This window comes from Acidobacteriota bacterium, from assembly GCA_016196035.1.
GTDB lineage: Bacteria > Acidobacteriota > Blastocatellia > RBC074 > RBC074 > JACPYM01.
In genome coordinates this window covers 37,592-60,579 of the sequence record JACPYM010000070.1, presented here as the reverse complement: position 1 = coordinate 60,579, position 22,988 = coordinate 37,592, and the positions used below count along the sequence as shown (strand labels likewise).

The 22,988-nt window shown below is 50.9% G+C and carries 23 protein-coding genes; all 23 read left to right on the top strand.

The genetic code is table 11. The annotated features are described in order from the left end of the window. Positions 1-526 precede the first annotated feature (526 nt). The 23 genes from HY011_21985 (at position 527) to HY011_21875 (ending at position 22,977) form a co-directional block, all read left to right on the top strand. Positions 527-1,018, top strand: coding sequence for a hypothetical protein (locus tag HY011_21985; GenBank protein ID MBI3425604.1), 492 nt, complete (start codon positions 527-529; stop codon positions 1,016-1,018). Positions 1,019-1,637: 619 nt separating this feature from the next. Continuing rightward, a complete protein-coding gene (locus HY011_21980; GenBank protein MBI3425603.1) occupies positions 1,638-3,497 on the top strand; it encodes a DUF1549 domain-containing protein in 1,860 nt (619 codons plus the stop codon). A 1-nt stretch (position 3,498) separates the two neighbouring features. Continuing rightward, on the top strand, positions 3,499-3,798 hold the full coding sequence (locus HY011_21975) for a DUF4258 domain-containing protein (GenBank protein ID MBI3425602.1): 300 nt from the start codon (positions 3,499-3,501) through the stop codon (positions 3,796-3,798). Next, on the top strand, positions 3,791-4,054 hold the full coding sequence (locus HY011_21970; protein ID MBI3425601.1) for a YgiT-type zinc finger protein: 264 nt from the start codon (positions 3,791-3,793) through the stop codon (positions 4,052-4,054). The genes HY011_21975 and HY011_21970 overlap by 8 nt, the downstream gene beginning before the upstream one ends. Before the next feature lie 48 nt (positions 4,055-4,102). Then, on the top strand, positions 4,103-5,497 hold the full coding sequence (locus HY011_21965) for a DUF1501 domain-containing protein (GenBank protein ID MBI3425600.1): 1,395 nt from the start codon (positions 4,103-4,105) through the stop codon (positions 5,495-5,497). Positions 5,498-5,557: 60 nt separating this feature from the next. Beyond that, on the top strand, positions 5,558-6,619 hold the full coding sequence (locus HY011_21960; protein ID MBI3425599.1) for a class I SAM-dependent methyltransferase: 1,062 nt from the start codon (positions 5,558-5,560) through the stop codon (positions 6,617-6,619). Between the two features lie 1,141 nt (positions 6,620-7,760). Further along, a complete protein-coding gene (locus HY011_21955; GenBank protein MBI3425598.1) occupies positions 7,761-8,609 on the top strand; it encodes an ABC transporter permease in 849 nt (282 codons plus the stop codon). Positions 8,610-8,618: 9 nt separating this feature from the next. Further along, the gene (locus HY011_21950; GenBank protein ID MBI3425597.1) at positions 8,619-8,876 is read left to right on the top strand and encodes a DUF4258 domain-containing protein; all 258 of its coding nucleotides are present in this window, start codon (positions 8,619-8,621) and stop codon (positions 8,874-8,876) included. Positions 8,877-8,880: 4 nt separating this feature from the next. Further along, positions 8,881-9,156, top strand: coding sequence for a DUF2283 domain-containing protein (locus tag HY011_21945; protein ID MBI3425596.1), 276 nt, complete (start codon positions 8,881-8,883; stop codon positions 9,154-9,156). Between the two features lie 63 nt (positions 9,157-9,219). Continuing rightward, entirely contained in the window at positions 9,220-10,176 is a 957-nt protein-coding gene (locus HY011_21940; protein ID MBI3425595.1) for an NAD(P)-dependent oxidoreductase, read from the top strand. Positions 10,177-10,410: 234 nt separating this feature from the next. Then, positions 10,411-11,652, top strand: coding sequence for an ABC transporter ATP-binding protein (locus HY011_21935; GenBank protein ID MBI3425594.1), 1,242 nt, complete (start codon positions 10,411-10,413; stop codon positions 11,650-11,652). A gap of 15 nt (positions 11,653-11,667) precedes the next feature. After that, on the top strand, positions 11,668-12,348 hold the full coding sequence (locus HY011_21930) for a class I SAM-dependent methyltransferase (GenBank protein MBI3425593.1): 681 nt from the start codon (positions 11,668-11,670) through the stop codon (positions 12,346-12,348). Further along, positions 12,349-13,128, top strand: a complete 780-nt coding sequence (locus HY011_21925) for a methyltransferase domain-containing protein (GenBank protein MBI3425592.1) — start codon at positions 12,349-12,351, stop codon at positions 13,126-13,128. It abuts the gene before it with no gap. Positions 13,129-13,154: 26 nt separating this feature from the next. Beyond that, the gene (locus HY011_21920; protein MBI3425591.1) at positions 13,155-14,243 is read left to right on the top strand and encodes a glycosyltransferase family 2 protein; all 1,089 of its coding nucleotides are present in this window, start codon (positions 13,155-13,157) and stop codon (positions 14,241-14,243) included. Beyond that, positions 14,240-15,205, top strand: a complete 966-nt coding sequence (locus HY011_21915; GenBank protein ID MBI3425590.1) for a glycosyltransferase family 2 protein — start codon at positions 14,240-14,242, stop codon at positions 15,203-15,205. Before HY011_21920 ends, HY011_21915 begins: the two co-directional genes overlap by 4 nt. A 10-nt stretch (positions 15,206-15,215) precedes the next feature. Then, positions 15,216-16,367 carry an acyltransferase gene (locus tag HY011_21910; protein ID MBI3425589.1) on the top strand — a complete coding sequence of 384 codons (1,152 nt, stop codon included), beginning with the start codon at positions 15,216-15,218 and terminating at the stop codon, positions 16,365-16,367. A gap of 37 nt (positions 16,368-16,404) precedes the next feature. After that, entirely contained in the window at positions 16,405-16,620 is a 216-nt protein-coding gene (locus tag HY011_21905) for a hypothetical protein (GenBank protein MBI3425588.1), read from the top strand. Further along, complete coding sequence (locus HY011_21900; protein ID MBI3425587.1) at positions 16,617-17,741, top strand: DegT/DnrJ/EryC1/StrS family aminotransferase; 1,125 nt, start codon at positions 16,617-16,619, stop codon at positions 17,739-17,741. Before HY011_21905 ends, HY011_21900 begins: the two co-directional genes overlap by 4 nt. Positions 17,742-18,102: 361 nt before the next feature. Further along, positions 18,103-19,143, top strand: a complete 1,041-nt coding sequence (locus tag HY011_21895; protein ID MBI3425586.1) for an SDR family oxidoreductase — start codon at positions 18,103-18,105, stop codon at positions 19,141-19,143. 6 nt (positions 19,144-19,149) lie between these two features. Next, on the top strand, positions 19,150-19,800 hold the full coding sequence (locus HY011_21890) for an acetyltransferase (protein MBI3425585.1): 651 nt from the start codon (positions 19,150-19,152) through the stop codon (positions 19,798-19,800). Further along, positions 19,787-20,788 (top strand): glycosyltransferase, encoded by a 1,002-nt coding sequence (locus HY011_21885; protein MBI3425584.1) that lies wholly within the window; start codon positions 19,787-19,789, stop codon positions 20,786-20,788. The genes HY011_21890 and HY011_21885 overlap by 14 nt, the downstream gene beginning before the upstream one ends. Before the next feature lie 3 nt (positions 20,789-20,791). Beyond that, a complete protein-coding gene (locus HY011_21880) occupies positions 20,792-22,171 on the top strand; it encodes a glycosyltransferase (GenBank protein MBI3425583.1) in 1,380 nt (459 codons plus the stop codon). Further along, positions 22,162-22,977, top strand: a complete 816-nt coding sequence (locus HY011_21875; GenBank protein ID MBI3425582.1) for an FkbM family methyltransferase — start codon at positions 22,162-22,164, stop codon at positions 22,975-22,977. Before HY011_21880 ends, HY011_21875 begins: the two co-directional genes overlap by 10 nt. The last annotated feature ends 11 nt before the right edge of the window (positions 22,978-22,988 follow it).

Here is a 22,988-nt window from a genome sequence, read left to right as displayed (position 1 = left end):
AGGCGCAGCTTGGCGCGGCCCAAAGCGCACATTCAGCCTGCCACGCTGCCGCCGAGGCCGCTGCAATCTCAAACAAGGCTGAGGCCAGCTTACAGCAATCAACGACTCAGCAAGTCGTAATGTGCTGCGCAAAACCGCAGCCAGTAGCCGAAGGCGTCACGTTGCTGACGCCAAGCCAGTCCGTTTTGCCAGAGTTGCCGCCGCCAATTGTTTGTCAGTTGCGTGTCAATCAAGCCGCTGTTGTAGCAGGCAATTCACCACTCTCATTGCAACGTCCGCTTTATCTGGCGCTCTCCTGTTGGCTGATCTAGGCCGCTCCCTCTCACATCCGTAAAACCATTCGCAAGAGATAGGCCGTCGCGTGTGCTGACCCGGCTGTTTTCCTGGCGCTGTTGTTCGATGACGAACTAAGTCACTACGAAAATAGCCCAGTAAGCAGGCGAAGACTGATCATTTATCAACCGTGTGCACGCAAGCGCGGCCCGTTATGAGATAACCAACAACCAGATTTCAATGAGGAGAAAACATGAACACGACAAGTAAACAAATCGCGCCTAAGACAATGACCACGGCCAGCAACGCCACGCTCAAAACATTCGCCGCTGCCGCACTGCTGCTGCTAACGGTTGCGCTGTTGGGTCTGCCAATACTTGCGCAAGATCAGCACGCCCATCAGAAAATGGCTGCGCAGGAAGTCATCAACGGCAAAAAAGGCGAGGTGCATTTCACTGCCCCAATCAAGGCCGGTGACAACGTCTTGAAGCCCGGCATGTACCAGGTGCAACACGTGGTGGAAGGCAGCAGTCACGTCATCATCTTCAAGGAAATGAATATGCCGGCGGGGTACAAAATGGGCAACACACCTGTTGGCAAAGAAGTCGCCCGGCTCAATTGCAAGATCGAACCCGTCACCAAAGCAGTGCGCAACACAAAGATCACGTTGCGCACCAACGCCGCCGGTGAGAAAGAGATCGCCGAAGTGCAGGTTGCAGGCGAGGCTTTCAAACATCTGCTGTGAGTCGAGTGGTTTTTCAGCCGGTGCTGGCGTGTCGCCGTTTCGAGCTAACGACCTTATGAAGAGCAATTCGGCGGGTCGAAGGCAGACAGCGCGGGCGGAGTGGCCTGCGGGCGAGTACGGCTACGTTTGGCCGCGCGGTTGTCCAACGCGGTCTCAAGCGTCAATGTAACAAGCCAGGACTAGCGCAAAAGAGCATGGAGTTCGAGTTTCAGTTTGTGTGCAGATGCTCCAACACAAGCTGAAACTCGAACTCCATGCTCTTTTGCGTCAGTTGCCGTTGGCGCTGGTGGCGCGCGCCGCGCCAGTTTCTGCCAGGGCTTTTGCAAAGCCCTCAAAACATCCGCCAAAGACCTATGACTGACTCCCGATTCCTGACCCCTGATTCCTGACCAATTGAAAATCAGCCGATATTTTCAGTTGGTCAGGAATCAGGAACCTGGAATCAGGAGTCAGTCAAACCGTTCGAGCGCGCTCGCTGGCGACTTTGCAAAAGCCCTGTAGTTTCTGCCGAATTAGTGCGCGCGCGGTTGACGTGCGCCGCTGAATACATACCATTGCCACAGCAAAGGGGCGGCATTCCTGCCAACCCATCAAACAGACGGACAGCAAGAGGCTCAATATGCGGGACAGACGCTCTCTCAAAACAACCATGCTCATGCTTTGGTTTGCGCTGGCGCTCTGGTTTGGCGCTGCTGCGATGCGGGCGCAACAAGCGGGCCAGCGCTTTCCTGCCGAACACACGCCGGAAAAGCTGGCGCCCGCGCAACCCGCCAAGCAGGTCGGCGAATTGACCCGCGCGGTCGCCGCCAAATTGCCGCCCGCCAGCGCGCCCGTGCAACTCGCCGTGCCGCGCAATTTCATTGACCAACATCTGTTCGGCGCGATGCAGCGCGACGCCATCCCGCACGCGCCGCCGACCAACGATTACGAATTCTGCCGCCGCGTCTATCTCGATCTGACCGGACGCATTCCGACGCCTGAACAATTGAACGGCTTCGTAGCCAGCGCTGCGCCCGATAAACGCGACAAACTGATTGATGAACTGATTGAGAGCCGGGGCTGGGTTGATCATTGGGCGTATTGGTACGGCGATCTGGTGCGCAATTGCGGCAATCGCATCGGCAACCCGACGCTCAAACATTTCGACGCCTGGATTCGGCAGTCATTCAAAGACGACAAACCGTATGACCAGTTTGTGACCGAGATGCTGACGGCCAGTGCGCCGAATACGAATTGGATGCCGGATGCAGCGGCCTCAGGCTTTATCACGCGCTGGCACATCACGGGCGCGACGATGTATGACGACAATTTCGAAGACACGGCGGACGAGATCACCGTCAATGCCGCGCGCCTGTTTCTGGGCACGAATTACCAATGCATCTCGTGCCACGGCGGCAAGGGCTTTTTGGAAAAGGTCAGCCTGGATTTGGTCGCCAAGAAGCGCCGCGATCTGTGGGCCATGTCCGCCTTCTTCGGCCAGATGCGCGTGCGCGTCGTGCCGTACCAGGATCGTTACACTGTCACCGAAGACGGCGACGGCTACAACACCAAAGGCTGGAGCCAGGTGCGCTTGCAACGCGACGGTGGCGGCGAGATTCAGCCGGCGTTTATGTTGACGGGCGAAAAGGCCGATCTGAGCAAACCGCTGCGCCCGCAATTCGCCCGCATGCTCACCACGCACCCGCAATTCGCGCGCGCCACAGTCAACCTGATCTGGAAACAGTTTTTCGGCCTCGGCATCGTTGATCCGGTGGATTCGTTTGATCTGGCGCGGCAAGACCCGCAAGCGCAACTGCCCGCGCCGTGGACGTGCCAGCCGAGCAATGCGACCCTGCTGGATGCGCTGGCGCGCGATTTCGCCGCGCACAAGTTCAGCTTGAAATACCTGATGCGCACGCTCGTGCGGTCGCAAGCCTATCAACTCTCTTCGCGGTTTGAGGGCGCGTGGAAAGAAGCCTACACGCCCTATTTCGCGCGTCACTTCATCCGCCAACTGACGGCGGAGCAGATGCACGACGCCATCACGCAGGCCACGCTGGTTTTTGGCGATTACAAACGCCGCGACTGGACTTATGAGACGCCGATTGCGCCCGCGCATTTCTGGACGGAAGCGGCTTCGCCCGAAGACATCAACAACGGCGAGGCCAAAAGCTTCCTGCGCACCTTCGGCCAAGCCAACCGCGAGCAATTCGACCGCCAGCCGGGCGGCTCGATCTTGCAGGCGATGATGCTGATGAACAGCCCGTTTGTGACGAAGCGCGTGCAGGCGGCCAATGGCAGCCTGGTCGAACAGTTGGTGAAATCGCCGAAAAGCAATGCCGAGATTGTTGAGGCGCTGTATCTGGCGACGCTCTCGCGTTATCCGCTGGCGCAGGAGAAAGAGTTGGCGCTGACGTGGCTGGCGCAAGACAGGAAGCAAGGGGCGGAGGATTTGCAGTGGGGATTGGTGAACAAACTCGATTTCGTCTTCAACTACTGAGATGTTTCAATCCTTGTTGGCAGAGATGCAGGCTGCGGCACGCGTCAAGCGCATTTATCTGTCGGAGCATGCCAGAGACGAGTTGGATGATGATGGTTTTGTGTTTCAGGATGTCATACAGTGCCTTTTAACAGGCGAAATCGTCGAAGAGCAATATGATCTCAAGCGCGCTGAAAACAAATATGTTGTTTACGGTGATACGGTGGCGGGCGCGGAAATGGCCGTCGTGGTGAAGCTGACGGACTGTCGCAACGTCTTCGTGATCACCGGCTACAGGTTGAGGATTACTGATTATGAATGAGCCGTTGAATATCGAACAGGTGCTTGAGCCATGCGCCGTTTGCGGTACGCCGGGCGTGCGCACCGTTTACAAGGATAAGCTTTTTGGGAAAGGCGCGAGGGCCGTCATCATCGAAAACTTGCCGTTGCGCCAATGCGCGAGTTGCGGTGAGAGTTATTATGAACCGGAAACTTCGCTATTGATTGATGACATCTTGGCGCATCCGGGCAAGCATGCGGTCTCACGGCAAGTCAGCGTCGTTTCGTTGGCTGCTTGAGACGTGTGAATGGCAAAAATGCAGTCTCCGATAGTGGTTGAACAAGTCATGCAACACAACGCTCGCAACATTCCCACACTCACCCGCCGCGAATTGCTAAGTGTCGGCGGCGTCAGTTTAATCGGCGGTTATCTCAACGCCTTTCGCCCCATCAACGTGCGCGCCGCACAGAAAGCCCAACCGCGCGCGACGGCTCGGCAGGTTTTGTTTCTCAATCTCGATGGCGGCATGAGCCAGGTGGATACGCTGGACGCCAAAGAAGGGCCGTGGACGCCGAACTATTTCGACATTCGCAGCTTCCCCAATGATCTGAAATTGCCCGTGGGCCTGATGCCGAATTTGCCGAGCGTGCTCGACAAGCTGACCATTGTGCGCAGTATGGCCGCCTGGGATGTCGTGCATGGGCGCGCGCAGTATTACATTCAGACCGGCCATCCGCTCAATCTGGCGCTGTCCAAAGAGGTTCCGGCCATCGGCGCGGTGGTGTGCTACGAATTGGCGAAACAACGCAAGGCAACTGATTCGCTGCCTGCTTATGTGGCGATGAATCTGGCGGGCAATCAGGCTGGTTTGATTAACCAAGGCTTTATGTCCGCCGAATTCGGCCCGATGAGTTTGGCCGTGGGGGATGCGCCGCCCAATCTCGCGCCGCAGAAAGGCATGGAAGAAACCTTCAAACGCCGTTGGGAACGGTTGCAGCAACTCGATCAAAGCTTGCGCGGCGGCGGCGCGGCGGATCGCAGCTACGCCGATTATCAAGATTACTATCGCGGCGCGTGGGCGATTATGAACGACCCGCGCGTGCCCGAAGTGATGGCGCTCGACGGCGCCGATAAAAAACGCTATGGCAACAGCAGCATCGGCAATTGCCTGATCCTGGCGCGCAATCTCTTCAAAGCCGACGCTGGGACGCGCTTCATTATGGCCAGCCACGGCGGCTGGGATCATCACGCTAATATCTACAAAGAAGGCGCGCGCAACCATCCGGCCTTGATCAAAGAACTGGACGCCGCCTTCAGCAGCTTTCTGAAAGACATGGACGCGATTCCGTCGCCAGACACGCCGGGTAAGACGCTGCTCGATGAAACGCTGGTCATTGCCATGAGCGAATTTGGCCGCACACCTGGCTCTATCAGCGAAACGCGCAAAGGCCGTGAGCATTACATGCAGGCGCATTGCGGCATGTTCGTGGGCGGCGGCGTGCGGCGCGGCGCGGTCATCGGCAAAACCGACGCGGCGGGCGGTCAGATTGTCGAAGCCGGTTGGTCGGGCCAGCGCCCGATTTATATGGAAGACATCGCCTGCACGATCTATTCGGCGCTCGGCATTGATTGGACGAAGCGGATTGACAACACGCCGTCGGGCCGCGCGTTTCATTACGTCGAACCGGCGTCAGGCACGAAATACGTTGGGTTCAAACCCGTGACTGATTTGTTTGCCTGAAAGCTTTTGCCTGAAAGCTAGGGTTGCCGCGCTCAGCCTCAACTGTTACCTTCCCGCCACATGACTGAAATCATAACTACGCTTGAAGCGTGCCTGGGCGCTGCCTTATCGGCGCGCGCCGGCTTATTCGAGGAACGCCATCAAACCGCCTTCCGTTTGTTCAATGGCTTTAGTGAGGGTTGGCCTGCCTTGGTGGCTGATCTGTATGCACAAACCCTGGTGCTGCACGATTATGCCGAACGGCCTGAAACGGCAAGCGCTGCCGTGCGGCAGGCCCAGCAGTTTTATCAGGCGCGTTTGCCTTGGCTGCGAGCCATAGTCCTCAAACAACGCAATGCCGAAAGTGCCGAAGCGCGCAACGGGCGGTTGCTGTACGGCACCCAGCCTTGCCGCAAGGTACGTGAACACGGCGTATGGTACGCACTGGATGTTCGGCTGAATCAGGATGCCGGCTTTTATCTGGATACGCGCAACGTGCGTGAATGGGCCTTGCGCAACGTGCGGGGAAAAAGCGTGCTCAACACGTTTGCTTACACCGGCAGTTTGGGGATTGCCGCGCGGGCGGGCGGGGCAGCGCGCGTGGTGCAACTCGATCTCAAGCGCGAGTTTCTGAATGTGGCGAAAACCTCCTGTATGTTAAACGGGTTTTCGATTGACCGGCGAGACTTTCTGGCCGGAGATTTCTGGCCCTTGATCAGCCGCCTGAATCGTGAAAAGACACGCTTCGATGGCGTCTTTCTCGATCCGCCATTTTTTGCCGCCACAGCCAAAGGAGTGGTTGACACCGAAAACAACTTCGCCCGGCTGATTAACAAAGTGCGTCCGCTGATCAACGATGGCGGCTGGCTGGTCGCCATCAACAATGCACTTTATGTTAGTGGCGGCGAGTATCTGCGCGTCTTGCAGGCGCTTTGCGCCGACGGGTATCTGGCTGTCGAAGAATTGCTCACAGTCCCGTTGGATTGCGCAGGCTATGAAACCGCGAGAACCGCGTCAACAGTGACTGATCCTGCACCGTTCAATCACGCGACCAAAATTGCCGTACTACGGGTGCGCCGCAAAGCAGCAGGCAGCTTCAGCGACACCGAATTGGCAATGCGAGAGCCATCTTTACGTGTATGAAATGCGGGATTGTTGCCTGTGTTGGGTATAAACTCAGTCACCTTTGAATGATAGCTGCCGAGTGTTACATGTGAGGCACTGTTGACGGAAGAAATGTTGAATGCTATAAATATCTCGGTGCTTAGCTTAATCAATTCGATTCACCTTTCGAATATCTTTTGTAACTCACATCATCCCCATCCTCATAACCAATTTAAGGTATTGGTTTAGTTTTGGCTTACCTTACCAGCGTGTGTCATGTGTAATCTGGTTATCTGATCAATCTTCGATGTGCCTGATTCAACTTACTACAATGGAAGTTGGGAGCGGGTGATCTTTAATGCTTGATGTTCGATAAGGTGTTGAGCTATCGTGATATTCAATCAACGGTAAGTACAAATACCAGTAGTATTTTCTCAACAGTGCTATTTGCAGATCCTCCAGGATTGATAAGTTAGCTTCAGGCAAGTCAATTGGATTTGTCACGTGGTTTGGCTAGTCGGAGTGAGGTGCAGGTTGCTATGACAAAATGGCAAACATCCCAATTCCACTCAGGAATGGCTTGAAAACAACACTGCCAAATCAACCACGGGGAACACCGGGGGCACGGGGAAAGCCCCTCTCAGACTGTTTGATTTCCTCCTTGTGCCCATGCCCACCGTGGTTAGGCAGAGTTATTTCCAGTTCATTCCTAAAATCATTTTTCAGTAGTTAATGAGAACTGACAGATTGGGTAAGGCGAGACTTCGATCTGGGAGTTTGATTTTTAGCTTTGTTGTTGAATAGCAATAATGGATTTCTCTTCTGCCTGCCCTGCGTCCGGTGAAAAGGGTGAAACGGGATTGAAAATCTATTAGGTACGGTAAGATTGTAATAGCACTCTGGAACAGAGTGCACCAAACTCATTTTCAAAATTCGAAGCTGCCTCGTCACGAGGTTTCCTTAGAAGGTTTCTAGCAGAGGATTTGTCTGCCCATCGGTTGGCGTCGCTACTACCTTCCAGAAACCGTCGCAGCCTGACATAAACACGCTGGGCGAGCTTTCCCGGCAGCGTCCTCGGCAAATCGTAGCCGCTGCAACAATGCCTTTGTTGCGAATATGCGGCTTCGCGCCAACCATTCGCGCGCCGTTTTGCGTTTAGCACAACAACCCCGCCATTAACATGTCCGCCATCATAGAAACACCCGAACAATTCGATTTGATTTTGGAACCGGGTCGCGCCCACAAAAATTATTGGCGCGATCTGTGGCGGTACCGCGAATTGTTTTACTTTCTGGCGTGGCGCGACATTCTGGTTCGGTATAAACAAACCGTCATTGGCATTGCCTGGGCGCTGATTCGTCCATTTTTGACGATGGTCGTTTTCACCGTCGTGTTTAGCAAAGTCGCCAAGCTGCCCGCGCCCGGCGATCTGCCTTATCCGTTGCTGGTCTTTGCCGCCATGTTGCCCTGGCAATTCTTTTCGACCGCCTTGAGCGAATCAAGCAACAGTTTGATCGGCAATGCCAACCTGATTTCAAAAATCTATTTCCCGCGCTTGATCGTCCCGGCCAGCTCTGTGATTACCTCTTTCGTAGACTTTTTGATTACGCTCATCCTGATGGCAGCGCTGATGGTGTGGTATCAATTTGCGCCCGATTGGCGTGTGTTCACCTTGCCGCTGTTTATCCTGCTGGCCTTTGGCGCAGCGTTTGGCGCGGGCTTATGGTTGTGCGCATTGAATGTCGAATATCGGGACTTTCGCTACATCGTCCCGTTTCTGGTGCAATTCGGTTTGTATGTCTCTCCCGTCGGGTTTAGCAGCGCTCTGATCACCGGCCCCTGGCGGTTGGTGTATGCCTGCAACCCGATGGTTGGCGTGATTGACGGATTCCGCTGGGCATTGTTGCGCGGTCAATCAGCCATTTTCTGGCCCGGCTTGCTGGCCTCGATCATGTTTACGCTGATTCTGTGTCTCACCGGCACCTGGTATTTCCGGCGCGTTGAACGCACCTTTGCCGATGTAATTTGAGGATTTGAAATGCCTGCCAATTGGCCCGCGTGGTGGGAATGGGAGCTAGAGTTAACGCCACACCTGGAAGAGCGGATGATTGACCGGGATTTCAATGAAGTTGATTTACGGGCTATGCTTGAAAAAGCCAGCGGCTATCGCAAAAATGTGGTCGAAGGCCGCTGGGTAATCAAAACCAAGCATCAACGTCGTCATTGGGAAGTGATTGTCGAACCTGACCATGATGCGCATCTGTTGATTGTTATAACAGCTTACCCACTGGATTAATGAGATGAAACACCGTTATTTGGATGTTACTTTTCGCAAAGGTAAAGTGATGGCAGCTTACTTTTATCTTCAGCGTAAGCCAGGTGAAAAAAGTCAGCGGACTGAACGCCACGGTGAAGGGATATTGATTGATTACGGTAGCGATGGGCAACCGATTGGGATAGAGTTTTTAGCGCCTGATCAGATTAGCGCTATGTTACAAGAACTAAATCAAATTCTTTCGCAAAAGAATATCCCTCCCGTTCAGCCTAATGAATTAATCCCCTTGTTAGCAGCTTAGTTTTTTGTTCTTGCTTTATAAATACGTATTCGCAACAAGGCAATTAATCCTAAGAAATAATAGATGCGTAGAATTCTCGTTACCGGTGGTTTAGGTACTGTGGGCGCGGGCCTAATAAAGGAATTGCGATCCCGTGGGCATCATGTGGTTTCTTGTGATACGCGCCACGACGCAGATGAAATCGGCTTTACGCTGGGTTCCGATTTAGCCGCGCCGTTGTATGCGCGGTGCGACATTGGCGAGTTTCGCCAGATCGAACGTGTTATCGAAGTGCTGGGGCCGTTTGATTATGTTTATAACTGCGCCGCCGAATTTGGCCGCTGGAATGGCGAAGATTTCTATGAAACACTCTGGCAAACCAATGCCATTGGCGCCAAAAACATCATCCGGTTGCAAGAGCGTCTCGGCTTTCGCCTGATTCATTTCTCTTCCTCTGAGGTTTATGGCGATTGGCCCAACCTCATGGTGGAATCGGTGATGGATGATCATGAAATCAAACAGATGAATGATTATGCGATGACCAAATGGGTCAACGAAATGCAAATTCGTAACTCAGCGATTCAATACAAAACCGAATCTGTCGTCGTGCGGTTATTCAATACCTATGGGCCGGGTGAGTATTACAGCCCTTATCGCTCAGTCAATTGTCGCTTTTTGTATTGCGCCTTGCACGGATTGCCTTGGACGGTATACCGGGGTCACGCGCGCACTTCAACATACTTAGCCGATACAGTCAGAACGCTGGCGAATATCGTTGATAATTTTAAGCCCGGGGAAACCTATAACATTGGTGGCAATCAGTTGCATTCCATCGAAGAGCTTTCAGACGTCATCCTAAAAGTAACAGGCGCTGATGCGGGCCTGGTTCGTTACAAAGAAGCAGAGATACTAACGACGACGAAAAAGCTGGTGGATACCAGCAAATCCGTTCGCGATTTGGGCCATCAGAATTCCTATAGCTTGGAAGCGGGTATGCAAATCACCGCTGATTGGATGCGCGCTGCGTATAAACTTACCTAACAATGTTGCAATGAGGCGATATTTGGAGTGCAAGGATTTATCACCGCTTTTCATTCCTGCCTGCCATCTTTGCTGTCCGGCTGAAATCTCTACGCGAAGATTTGCCACAGAGGCACAGAGACACGAAGGAAGACGGAGAACGGTGCCAACACGCTGAAAAGCTCTGTGTCTCTGTACTTCTGTGGCTAAATTGTTCGGCCCTGAAAGTTTTATCACGATTCTCAACTATCATTTGTGTCAGTCGTAATCCGCGTCGAAAATCTAGGCAAAAAGTACCGCATCCAGCACCAGCAACGCGAACGCTATACGGCCTTGCGCGATGTCATTGCGAACCGCGCTAAATCGCTCTTTCGCTCCCAGTCCCTAGCCCCTAACTCCCAGTCCCCTTCAGAAGAAGATTTCTGGGCGCTCAAAGATGTTTCCTTTGAAATTGAACAAGGCGAAGTCGTCGGCATCATCGGACGCAACGGCGCGGGCAAATCTACCCTGCTCAAAATCCTGAGCCGTATCACCGAACCAACCACAGGCCGCGTTTCAATCAAAGGCCGCATCGCCAGCTTGTTGGAAGTCGGCACCGGCTTTCACCCGGAACTGACTGGGCGCGAGAATATCTATTTGAATGGCGCGATCCTGGGCATGTCACGCCTCGAAGTCGCACGCAAGTTTGACGAGATTGTGGCGTTTGCCGAGATCGAAAAGTTTCTTGATACGCCGGTCAAACGGTATAGCAGCGGGATGTATATGCGGCTGGCGTTTGCTGTGGCAGCGCATTTGGAGCCGGAGATTTTAGTTGTGGATGAAGTGCTGGCCGTCGGTGATGCTGAGTTCCAAAAGAAATGTTTGGGCAAGATGTCAGATGTAGCACGAGGCGGAAGAACAATACTATTTGTTAGTCATAATCTCCAAGCGATGCAAACACTTTGCGAAAGGGGAGTCGTTTTAAATGAAGGGCAAGTTGTTTTTAATGGCGGCATTTCTAAAGCCATTCAAGTTTATTCTGAGCGCACGCAAGTTGAAAGGTCCTGGGTTAAGGCAAACACGAAAGCAGATCTAATAACCCCAATGTACTTTGAATCAATTGAAGTTACGTTATTAGAAGATCAGTCAAATTATGTGTTAAGTTGTGAGATCGAAATATCATGCCTAGAAAGTTGCGCTGATGCTTTTATTGCCATAGATATTTGCAACGCAATGCAAGCGTCAGTTATGCAAGCACTGCCATCTCCAACACCCTTCATCTGTGGTCAGCCAGGCAGGCACAATGTTAGCTTGAGTGTGTTCTTGCCACCGATGATTCCCTTAACTTATTTCTTGAATTTCTGGATTGGGTCACACAATACATTAACCTACGACTACGTTGAAAATGCTGCCTCTGTTAATATCATTACGCCACCGACAAAAGGGCGCGTTTTCCCATATACAGCAGACCATGGTTATATTGTGCCGAAATCTAGCTATAGTTATTCTGCTAGTTAGCCGCTGAAAGTTTATATGGGAATAAATATAATGCAGAGAGCGAAAAGCATTGTACGCGAGAAAATCGAAAGAGGTCACAATCAAGCAATTTACAGGGAATTTCAGAATTATACGATGATTCCTGAGTCATATTATATTGCAAATTTGAAAATAGCAGACGGTTTCAAAGCAATACAAGGATGCGTTGTTGAGTGCGGTGTTTGGCGCGGGGGAATGATTGCAGGTGTATCTAAGATATTAGGTGCAGAGAGAGAATATTTTCTTTTTGATAGTTTTGAAGGTTTGCCAGTTGCGCAGAAAATAGATGGAGAGGCAGCGATTGCTTGGCAGAATAATAAAGTTGGCGAGTACTATTTCGATAACTGCAAGGCTGAGCCTGAATACGCTGATGAAGTGATGAAAGCCTGTCGCGTCAAAAAGTATGAGTTAGTCAAAGGCTGGTTTGTTGACACTATCCCAGGCTATAAACTTCAAGAGAAAATCGCATTGCTGCGTTTAGACGCAGATTGGTATGAATCTACAATGATTTGTTTGGATAATCTATTTTGTCAGGTGGCTCCAGGTGGGGTGGTTATTCTTGATGATTATTATACTTGGGATGGATGCAGTCGTGCTGTTCATGATTTTTTAAGTAAAAATTCTTTCGCTGAGAGAATAAAGTCATTTGCGGGAGTCTGTTATATTGAGAAGCAATGAATGATGGAAATTAATTACGAGCACGACTCCAACTTGCATACCATTAATGGAGCCGAGTCCACGTTAAAACTTATATTCGAAACTGGACAATACCGAAGTTTGCTAGATGTTGGTTGCGGAACGGGAACTTGGTTGCAGGCTGCTCAATTAATAGGCATAAGCGATGTTGTCGGTGTGGATGGAAAATTAGTAGACCGAGGCAAGCTACACGTCGCTAGCCATTTAGTTTTACAAAAGGACTTGAGGTGTCAGTGGGAGTTGGGACGAAAATTTGATGTTGCATTGTGCCTTGAGGTCGCTGAGCATATTGGTGATATGCATGCGCCCAATTTAATAAAGACGTTAACAGCGCATTCTGATAGAGTTTTTTTTTCAGCCGCCTGTCCAGGACAGCCTGGACAAAACCATATTAATTGCCAATGGCCTGATTATTGGCAAGCTTTATTTAACAATGAAGGCTATGTTTGTGATGAATGGCCGCGAAGGCTTATATGGAGTGTACAAAGTATTGAGCCTTGGTATCGTCAGAACTTATTTTACGCGACAAGGTCACAAAATGCTGCTGGTAAAGAAGAACGAATTCAGTCGATCATTCACCCTGAAATGTTTCCGTGGATGAGTTTGGGGCAGAGTCAGGCACATCAAGAAAAATGGCTTGTTCAAGTTGAAAATGGATCACAACCTGTTAGCTGGTATTTCAAGACTCTCTTGGCAGCCTGGACAATGAAAATGAAACGAGCTGGGAAAAGAAGCGAAAAAGGTATTCAGGTAAATAACTAATCTTGCCGAGATGTAATGGTGAGAATTTGAATGCAATGTATAATCAAAGCGATATTCTTGGCGTGAGCATAGTTATTTGTTGTTACAATAGTAGCTCTCGTTTATCAGCAACTTTGTCTTTCATTAAATCTCAAAACATCCCTGAACAGGTTCATTGCGAGGTCATAGTAGTAGATAACGCCTCTCAAGATGACACTACTGAAGTCGCCTACAGGTGTTGGTCTAAAGATTCTCGTTTGGAAATGAGAGTGGTTCGAGAGCCTTCACCGGGGTTGAGTCAAGCACGATTGCGCGGCATAGCAGAATCGAAATATGAGCTTGTTAGTTTCATTGATGATGATAATTGGGTTTGTGATGATTGGGTAGCGATTGTTACTGAGGTAATGTCATCCAATCCAATGATTGGGGCTTGCGGCGGATTTAGTGAACCAGTCTCTAACATGCCATTGCCGGAATGGTTTGACCGAGTGAAAGGAAGTTACGCAGTAGGCTCGCAAGCAGAGCAGACTGGCGAGATTCATACATCTAAAGGCTTATGGGGGGCCGGATTGACGTTGAGAAAACAAGCATGGGCAGACATTCTTGAGAAAGGGTTCGCTCACTTATGCTCTGATAGAAAGGGGGATCAGTTAATCTCTGGTGGCGATACTGAGTTAAGCTATGCACTAAGATTAGCTGGTTGGAAATTATGGTATGACTCTCGTTTGAGGTTTCAGCATTTTTTACCTGATTCACGATTATCTTGGGAGTATTTGCGACGGTTGCATCGTGGCTTTGGCGCGTCGTCAGTTTTGCTCGACCCATATCTATTTCGTTTCGGGTATTACCGAACGGAAAGCTCACTAGGTCACATAAAGAAAACCTGGGCTTGGCAGTTGATCAATGTGATAAGGAGTCTTGCTAAAACGATAAGAATACTTCCACGGTTTTTGTTTTCGAGGGGGGAAGGGGACAGTCAATTGCTTGGCATAGAGTTTTTTGTAGGACGTTTATTAGGGATGATAAAGCGCCCTTTTCAATATCGTACTGCTATTTTAGAAATTGAGCGCAAATACCCTCAAATACGTTTTCTTGCTTGTGTTTACATCACTGGTATTATGTTGGGTTGCTCATGAAAAGAACGATTGGGGTATTGATAACCTATTATAACGAAAAAGAGTTATTAACAGAATTCCTTGAGTCTTTGCTCAAACAAACTTGCCAGGTTGATGAGATTTTGATTTATGACGATGCCTCAACTGCTGCGGCTGAACAATATCTACCACTTCGATGCCCAGCCAAAGTGATTCGGGGAAGTATTAATCGCGGGCCGTCTTACGGACGAAATATCCTGTTACAAGAAAGTCAGTCAGATTACATTCATTTTCAAGATGCAGACGATTTATTTCACCCGGATTGGTGTTTACGGGTCAGCCAAGCCATCGAGGCAACGCAAGCGGAATGGATATTGACGGAAATTTCTTCTTATCAAAATGGTGAGCTTGCCTGTGAGCGAGTGCTTGAATTAAACAAACGCACTGGCGTAACTGATTGGGTCAGGCAGGCAATTCAGGGAGCGATTCTTGTTCCTGCCGGAACATATTTAAGAAGCAAGATACAGGTAATTGGTGGCTACCGAAAAGACCTTTGGCAGTCGGAAGATTATGATTTTCATGTCCGCCTTGCTGCGACCGACCCGTCAATTGCGGTCATAGACGAACCGCTTATTCACATCAGATTGCGCTCTAACAGCCGTAGTAAAAAACAGGCAGAGGTATGGGGCTCGGCGGTTGAGGCAATTACTAAGCTTGCCGATGAATTGCCTGAAAAATATCGCTTTGACTTGGCCGAAGCCGCGGCTAGAGCAGGTTCGATGTTATTCAGGAATAATGCCAAATCTGCCGCGCGTCGGGCTTTTGCGTTAGCCAAAAAGCTTGGCCCGCCTGAATACGAGCGCGAGCGAAAATACTACCGTTTTATTGCGCGAAATTTTGGACAGGAACAAGCCGAGCGCTTCGGCCAACTGTATCGTTCGTGTCTGCCTGAGATGTTGCGCCGCCAATTGAGACGATCCCAGCAGTCGGCGGCGGTTATCTGAATCATTGCTGATGACGCAAAAGGCTGAGTCAGAAAACGCGCTGAGAATTACGGAGCTGGATGGCTTACGCGGCTTGGCGATTTTGCTGATTCTACTTTTACATTATTTCGTGGGTGCTATTAAATTTCAACCTGGCTCACCTGGAGCATACGTGCTGGCTTGCTTTCGTCTGACGTGGACGGGCGTTGACTTATTTTTCGTGCTTTCTGGTTTTCTCATTGGCGGAATTTTGCTCCGGCAGGCAGCTTCGCCCAATTATTATCGAGCTTTTTATGTCCGGCGAATTTGCCGAATCTTTCCATTGTATTACCTGAATATCATCTTGTTTTTCGTGCTCTTGTTTATATTCGGCACATCGCTTTCATATTGGCTTTTCAAAAACCCCGCGCCACTTTGGTCTTATCTGACATTTACACAGAACTTCTATTTCGATAGCCGCAGCTTCTGGGCGCTGTGGCTTGCGCCTACTTGGTCGCTGGCGATTGAAGAGCAATTTTATTTTATCTTGCCATTTCTTGTCCGGACCTTCTCAGAGCGTAAATTGCTCTGGGTTGTGCTTTTTTCAATTATCGCTGCGCCAATTTTTCGATTTGCTTTCGCACGTTGGCATGCGCAAGGCTTTATAGCTGGCGATGGATTAGTAGAAATGATGGTAGCAACGCGGGCTGATAGCTTGATGTTAGGCGTACTCGTGGCTTGGTTATTTCGCCGCAATGATTTTCAGAAGTTTGTGGTGAATCGTCGTCAATTGCTTTATCAAGTCTTTGTTATTTTGGCACTCGGCATGGGCTGGCTGACAATCAAATACCCACAGGCTGGCACGATAACAAAAGCCGTCGCTTTTACGTGGATTGCGCTTTTTTACGCGGTCTTGCTTGCATTAGCCGTAAGCCATCGTGAATCATGGCTAGGGGTAGTTTTGAGAACGCCGTTCTTGCTTAGCTTGGGGGCGATTTCTTATTGCGTATACCTGATTCACATGCCGATTTTGGGTCTTTGCCACAGCTATTTCTTTAGTGCCGAACCGCGAATTTCAAACTTTCTCGAATTGCTGGTGACACTGCTGGCGCTAACTCTAACAATTGTGTTGGCCTGCCTTTCGTGGCGCTGGTTGGAGCGCCCCTTGCTTCGCATGGGGCATTCGTTTTCTTACAGTGCATAAAATAATTATCTGAGGAGCTTCAGGGCACGCCTTGGTGGTGGCTGATATTTTGCGTCAATCTGGTGAATATGAAATTTCAGGCTATCTTGATGATTGTCAGCCGCAACGGGCCGGTGAGGCCTTTGGTGGCAGTGTGATTCTTGGTGGTGTCGAACAGTTGGGCGATGATCTCAAATACCGTGTAACGGATATTATTTTTGGTTTCGGCAATAACGATGCGCGCTTACGGCTGGCACTAGACTTCTTTTCATGAATATCAACATCGTCAAACCCTTCATGCCTGGTATTGCAGAGATTGCGGATGAATTTGCCAGATGTCTTGAGAGCGGCCTTGTCACAAATAACTCATCGCATGTGAGGATGTTTGAAGACAAGCTCCAGGAATTTTATGGTTGCCAGATCAAGCCCTCTGTGAATTGTAACGGAGAGATGGCGTTGTACCACTTGATTCAAGCTTGGAAGCACAAGCTGAAAGTGGGGCCGCATGAATCCTTCGAGGTGCTGGTTCCCTCGTTCACCTTTTCCGGCACGATCAATGCGGTAGTGATGAACAATCTGCGCCCGGTCTTTTGTGACGTAGATGCAACCCTGGTGCTGGACATTGAAAAGGCGCTGGTGGATTCCCCGGACGTGCGGATGATCCTGCCGGTGGGCGCTTACGGAAATATCGTGAACCTCGAAAGGCTCCGGCAGATCGCGCGGGAAAAGAACTTGGCGGTCATCTTGGACAATGCGCCGGCCTTCGGCACGCGTTTTAAGGGCAAACATGCTTGGGAGTACGGCTTCAGCGAGATGATCAGCTTCCATGCCACGAAAATCTTCAACAGCATGGAGGGTGGCTGTAACATCGTGAATGATCATGAGATTGACGACCTGCTGCGCCGTCTGCGCGACTTCGGCCAGTATGAAAAGGTGCGCGGCGATGTAGACGTGCCTGGCCTGAACTCAAAGATGACCGAGGTTTGCGCTCTGGTAGGCCTGCGGAACCTCGCCAAGGCGGATTTCATCATCCGGAGCCGCGCCCGGAACGCCGCGCGTTACGTCGAATTCTTCAGCGGTTTGGAATCCCGGGGCTTGCTGAAGACGATGAAGGTGCTGGCGGAAGTCCAGTGCCCGTATCTTTATTTCCCGATCATCCTCAATGAGGAGGCGACTGCTTTTGTAGCTTACATGCAGGACAAGGGGATCGCTGTCCGCCGCTACTACACGGCCAACCACAGCCTGAAATTTTACCGTGGACGGTATCGTGAGCAGGATTTGAGCTTCACGAACGCCATCAAAGATAACCTGGTCTCGTTGCCGTTGCATACAGTGATGAGCGATGAGGAACTGGAATATCTGTTCGCAACAGCAGCCGGTTATTTCAAGCTCTAACAAAGCTGAAATGGAAATGCCAAAGCAGAAACAATGCCTCTCTGTAACTTGTTTGTACCTTACTGACGTTTGCATTTCGATTTATCTCTTAACCCAATTCGAGCTTGGTAGTGTTAAAGATGTAAGGCCGAATTTGCAGTCGCGTTAGCGACGACCTGAGTTTAGCCCGGCGTTTTCAACGCCGGGAAGAAAATGCCTGCGCTGCGCGTCGCGTCAGCGACGCCTGAATTCAGGCGTCGCTGACGCGACGCGCAGATCACACGATTGTAATCCGTGGGTTGAAAACCCACGGCTAAATTCAACTGCCGCTAAGCGGCAGAAACCTCAGCCTTACATTTTACTGTTACCCTGAGCTTTCAGTATGAATATCCTCGTAACCGGCGGCGCAGGCTATCTTGGCTCCGTTTTGATTCCCAAACTACTCGTGCGTGGGCACAGTGTCCGTTCGTTGGACATCGGCTACTTTGGCATGGAGCACCTCCGTGCCATGCGCCCCGCCGTAGAGGTTGTACGCGATGATATATGCACCTTGCTGGCAGACGCGAAAGCCACAGAGTTGTTGTTGAAGGACATTGAGGTGGTCATTCATCTCGCGGCAATCTCGAATGATCCGAGCGCGGAGTTGAACCCAAGGCTTACCGAGGAGGTCAATTTCGAGGCCACTCGCGATCTGGCGTTGGCCTGCAAGAAGCGTGGCATCCGTTTTGTGTTCTCATCTTCCTGCTCAGTCTATGGTGAGGCTCCCGGCGAAGTGGATGAGGATGGGCAGACGAATCCGCTGACGGCTTATGCGAAATCGAAGGTTGATTCGGATCAGTTCCTACTCAGTATCGCTGATGAAAAGTGGCGTCCGGCCATTCTGCGCAACGGCACGCTGTACGGTTACTCGCCACGCATGAGGTTCGATCTGGTGATTAACATCTTCAGTTATTGCTCCGCGCTGTACAACGAGGTGCGCGTGTTTGGCGATGGACAGCAATGGCGACCTTTCTTGCACGTGGCGGATTGTGCCCGCGCATTCATCTATTTCGCAGAAAATCCGGCGCACAAACATCTCATTTGTAACATCGCGCACGAGAACTTTCGCGTCGTGGATTTGGTGGAGATTTTTCAGCGCATCAATCCGGCCTGCCGGCCCGTGTTTGTGAAACTCGACAATCCGGATTTGCGCAATTATCACGTCTCTGTTGCACGCATGAAGGATGAAGGCATTGCGCCCACCGTGAAAGTGCAGACTGGGGCAGAGGAGATCATCGAGGCCATTGTCACGGGCCGCATTGCCGACCCCGAGTCAGTCTATTATCGGAATGCCAAGTGGATGAAAGAGCTATCCGAACTGGGCAATCGTGACCATCGCAGTCTCATCGGCATGTTGGAAATGATGGCTACGGCGCGCAAATAAAAAGGCATGGATTTCCCTCTTGTTATTATTGGCGCCGGTGGCCACGGTGCGGAAGTAGCGGCGTATGCGCTTGACCTCGGCTGCCAGCTACTGGGTGTGCTGGATGATGGAAAACCTCCGGGGCCTTGGCACTGCTCCCACATACTTGGTGGAATAAATGCCTTGCCTGAGTTGGTTCGCAAGTATGGGAGGGTGGGGTACATTACGGCTTTGGGCAGCAATCCACTGCGGCAGAAAATTGTTTGCCAGATCGAAGAGCTGGCGTTGCCCAGCTTGCAGGCCGTGACTTTACATCATACATCCGCCTGGGTGGGCGTGGGTGTAGAGATCGGTGAAGGTACTCTTTTAGCCCCGGGCAGTCTTGTGACCACGCGGGCGCGGATCGGACGCCACAGCATTTTGAATGTGAAGGCTAGTGTTGCGCACGATTGCCTGATCGGGGATTACTGCAATCTCAACCCCGGAGCTACTCTCTGCGGAGGCGTCCAGTTGGGTAACGGCTGCTCTATTGGAGCAGCCGTTACCGTGATTGAAAAACGGTGTATTGGTGAACGTTCTGTCGTGGGTGCAGGCGCTGTCGTCATTGATGACATTCCCCCAGATGTGACTGTTGTCGGAATCCCCGCACGCATCGTTAAACGTCATGCCTGTGAATAACTCACCGCAAATCAGCTTTGTTGTTCCCTGTTATAATTACGCGCGTTATTTGCCTGATTGCCTGAATAGTATTCTTAAGCAGGAAGGTAATTTCGATTATGAAATCATCGTTATTGATGACGCTTCGACCGATAACACCATCGAAGTTGTTCGCTCATACACTGATCAGCGTATTCGCTTCCTGGCCAATGAAGTCAACCTCGGCCACGCCAAAACAATCAATAAAGGACTGGCTGAGGCGCGCGGAGAGTTTATCGCGCGCATAGACCCCGATGATCGTTATCGCCTGAATTATCTCTCGCTGGTTATGCCGAAATTCGCCCAGTTCCCCGAGGTTGGGATGGTTTATGGTGATGCCGCTGTCATAAACGGTGAAGGTGTTATAACGATTGAACGATGTGATCAAATTCACGGCGGCAAGGATGTCAAAGGCAATGAGTTAATTACGCTGCTGGAAAAGAATTTTATTTGCGCGCCCACAGTAATGGCGCGTGCCGAAGCCTGGTTAAACGCGTTGCCCGCTCCCGAATGGCTGGCCTTTAACGACTGGTACTTCACCTTGAAAATGGCGCGTGAGTACGACTTTTATTACATTGATCAAGTGCTGGCCGATTACCGGGTACACAGCCAAAACCATCACCATAAAGTAGTCGTTAATAAAAGCGAAGAACCTTCAATTTTCTGGTTACTCGATCACATATACGGCACGCCTGAAAAATTTTTGCCACTCGAAAGCAAAAAGCAGCAGGCCAGACGGCGAATCTATGGCTCGCAATATCTCGACATGGCAACGAAGTATTTTGGCTGCCAATATGACGCAGATGCCCGCCGCTGTTTTTGGCACGCGTTGCAATATAGACCCGCTTACGCAATGCGGCCGCCAATTTTGCGGCAATTTTTGGGAACAATCATTGGTCGTCGTCTATACGAATCCATCAAAATGCATATCAAAACTGTGCTGACGCCATTAATGAGCAACTGGCTGTAATTTTTGAAAATCATTCACGTCCCATTTTGTTTTTACCCTGACCAAGTGGGCGGCACAGAAATCTATGTTGAGTCTCTGGCGCGCGAGCTTGTCCAACTTGGTGCGCCATCGCTCGTTGCCGCGCCAGGTGAAAAGAGCGAGGCATACGAAATTGCTGGTTTGCCGGTGCGCCGCTTTGCGGTAACCAGTTACGTAAAAGACTTGCGTGAGATGTATGGCGAGGGCGATGAACGGGCGGCGCAGTCCTTTGCCGAGATTCTTGATCAGGAACAGCCAGACATCGTTCATTTGCACGCCTTCACACGTGGTGTTTCGTTACGTCTCGTGCGTGCCGCCAAGCTGCGTAACATCAAAGTGGCGTTCACCTATCATACGCCTACGGTTTCCTGTCAGCGCGGAACGTTGCTGCGCTGGGGTAATGAAGTCTGTGATGGCAAATTAAGCGTGCGTACATGCACGGCTTGCACTTTGCACGCGCATGGCTTGGGGCGTAACACTGCGCAAGCCTTGAGTTATCTGCCGCGCGCGCTGGGTAATTTGGTCGGGGCCACAGGGTTGTCAGGCGGAATCTGGACTGCCCTGCGGATGCCAGGCTTAGTACAATTGCGGCACTCCTGCTTTCACTCGCTGATGCGCGAAGTAAACCAAGTCATTGCCTTATGCCAATGGACAAAAGATTTGTTATTGCGCAATGGTGTGCCTGCTGAAAAAATCGCTGTCTCGCGTCATGGCTTGTCCAACAACGAATCTCTCCCTGCTCTTAATAAGAATCTTCCTGCACATCCCTTACGCATCGTTTTTTTAGGCAGGTTCGATCATACAAAAGGCGTGGATTTGCTGATCCAGGCCGTGCGATCTTTGCCAGGCTTGGAGCTTGAGCTTGATCTTTATGGAATTCTGCAAACAGGCGCAGACCATTATGCCGAGCAGTTGCGCCAACTCGCTGCCGGTGATGCCCGGATTCGCTTTCTTCCTGCGGTACCGAGTCAGCATGTGGTTACGCTTTTAAGTGAGTATCACCTGCTTGCTGTGCCCTCACGTGTGTTAGAGACTGGCCCATTGGTTGTGCTTGAGGCTTTTGCGGCAGGTACGCCTGTGCTTGGTTCGCGTTTGGGTGGGATCGAGGAGTTGGTAACGCATGGTATAAATGGGTTGTTGGCCGAAGCAGATTCAGTCAACTCCTGGGCCACTTTATTGCAACAATGTTACGAACAACCTGATTTGTTAGCTGCGCTTCGGCAAGGGATTCGACCGCCACGGTTGACCAAGGCAGTGGCGCAAGAGATGTTACTTTTATATCAGCGACTTGTACCTTTGCAGATACCTTGCAGATTATCAGCAGATGAAAATAAGCAGGCAGACCAAGTTCATTTATGCACGTAGCTGAAAAAATCCTTCTCTCAGTGCGCCACCACAAGCTTTTCGAGCGGGCGCACTGGCTTTGGGATGGAGTGCGCCCTCTTTATGACTGGGCAGTGTCACTAACAAATAAGAATGGGCTGCAAAGGATAATTAACGAATCGGATCGGATTCTCATTTTACCGCGCTTTCGGCAAATGGGTGAGGTATACGAGCCAGATGTTTGGCAACGGTTAATGAGTGAAATCAAGCCTGGTGATCGTGTGGCGGATGTTGGGGCATTTATCGGTCTTTACACAATCGCTATCGCCCAACGTGTTGGGGCACGTGGACAAGTAACGGCGTTTGAGCCGGACCCAATAAATCACTTGGCTTTGCAAAAGCATGTTTCCTTGAACCATTTGGACAATCGAGTGCAGTGCGTTAAGGCTGCTGCCGGGGCCATTGACGGGATGGTCTATTTTGATGCCCAGGGGATCACGGGACACGTGACCGAAAGCGCCACCTCCACCACTTCTTCAGTAACTTGCGTCACGCTCGACGGCCTTTTCCCAAAGCAGCGCCTGGACGTGTTGAAAATTGACGTTGAAGGCTACGAAGAACACGTTCTGCGGGGTGCCGCTGGATTGCTGAGCGACGCACAACGCAGGCCACGGGTAATTTACATTGAAGTTCACCCGTATGCCTGGTCAGAAGCAGGGACGACAAGCGATTCGCTACTGGGTGTATTGGCTGAACACGGATACGATGTCGAGAAGATTAACGGAGAAAAGGTCAGCTTTATTGATTGGTATGGTGAAGTTATTGCCAAAGCTACTTATAGCAACTAAAGCAAATGAAT

What these genes read in the sequence shown, in the direction of transcription:
- HY011_21985 (MBI3425604.1), top strand. Translation starts at nt 527, where the DNA reads ATGAACACGACAAGTAAACAAATCGCGCCTAAGACAATGACCACGGCC.
- HY011_21980 (MBI3425603.1), top strand. Translation starts at nt 1,638, where the DNA reads ATGCGGGACAGACGCTCTCTCAAAACAACCATGCTCATGCTTTGGTTT.
- HY011_21975 (MBI3425602.1), top strand. Translation starts at nt 3,499, where the DNA reads ATGTTTCAATCCTTGTTGGCAGAGATGCAGGCTGCGGCACGCGTCAAG.
- HY011_21970 (MBI3425601.1), top strand. Translation starts at nt 3,791, where the DNA reads ATGAATGAGCCGTTGAATATCGAACAGGTGCTTGAGCCATGCGCCGTT.
- HY011_21965 (MBI3425600.1), top strand. Translation starts at nt 4,103, where the DNA reads ATGCAACACAACGCTCGCAACATTCCCACACTCACCCGCCGCGAATTG.
- HY011_21960 (MBI3425599.1), top strand. Translation starts at nt 5,558, where the DNA reads ATGACTGAAATCATAACTACGCTTGAAGCGTGCCTGGGCGCTGCCTTA.
- HY011_21955 (MBI3425598.1), top strand. Translation starts at nt 7,761, where the DNA reads ATGTCCGCCATCATAGAAACACCCGAACAATTCGATTTGATTTTGGAA.
- HY011_21950 (MBI3425597.1), top strand. Translation starts at nt 8,619, where the DNA reads ATGCCTGCCAATTGGCCCGCGTGGTGGGAATGGGAGCTAGAGTTAACG.
- HY011_21945 (MBI3425596.1), top strand. Translation starts at nt 8,881, where the DNA reads ATGAAACACCGTTATTTGGATGTTACTTTTCGCAAAGGTAAAGTGATG.
- HY011_21940 (MBI3425595.1), top strand. Translation starts at nt 9,220, where the DNA reads ATGCGTAGAATTCTCGTTACCGGTGGTTTAGGTACTGTGGGCGCGGGC.
- HY011_21930 (MBI3425593.1), top strand. Translation starts at nt 11,668, where the DNA reads ATGGGAATAAATATAATGCAGAGAGCGAAAAGCATTGTACGCGAGAAA.
- HY011_21925 (MBI3425592.1), top strand. Translation starts at nt 12,349, where the DNA reads ATGATGGAAATTAATTACGAGCACGACTCCAACTTGCATACCATTAAT.
- HY011_21915 (MBI3425590.1), top strand. Translation starts at nt 14,240, where the DNA reads ATGAAAAGAACGATTGGGGTATTGATAACCTATTATAACGAAAAAGAG.
- HY011_21910 (MBI3425589.1), top strand. Translation starts at nt 15,216, where the DNA reads ATGACGCAAAAGGCTGAGTCAGAAAACGCGCTGAGAATTACGGAGCTG.
- HY011_21900 (MBI3425587.1), top strand. Translation starts at nt 16,617, where the DNA reads ATGAATATCAACATCGTCAAACCCTTCATGCCTGGTATTGCAGAGATT.
- HY011_21895 (MBI3425586.1), top strand. Translation starts at nt 18,103, where the DNA reads ATGAATATCCTCGTAACCGGCGGCGCAGGCTATCTTGGCTCCGTTTTG.
- HY011_21890 (MBI3425585.1), top strand. Translation starts at nt 19,150, where the DNA reads ATGGATTTCCCTCTTGTTATTATTGGCGCCGGTGGCCACGGTGCGGAA.
- HY011_21885 (MBI3425584.1), top strand. Translation starts at nt 19,787, where the DNA reads ATGCCTGTGAATAACTCACCGCAAATCAGCTTTGTTGTTCCCTGTTAT.
- HY011_21875 (MBI3425582.1), top strand. Translation starts at nt 22,162, where the DNA reads ATGCACGTAGCTGAAAAAATCCTTCTCTCAGTGCGCCACCACAAGCTT.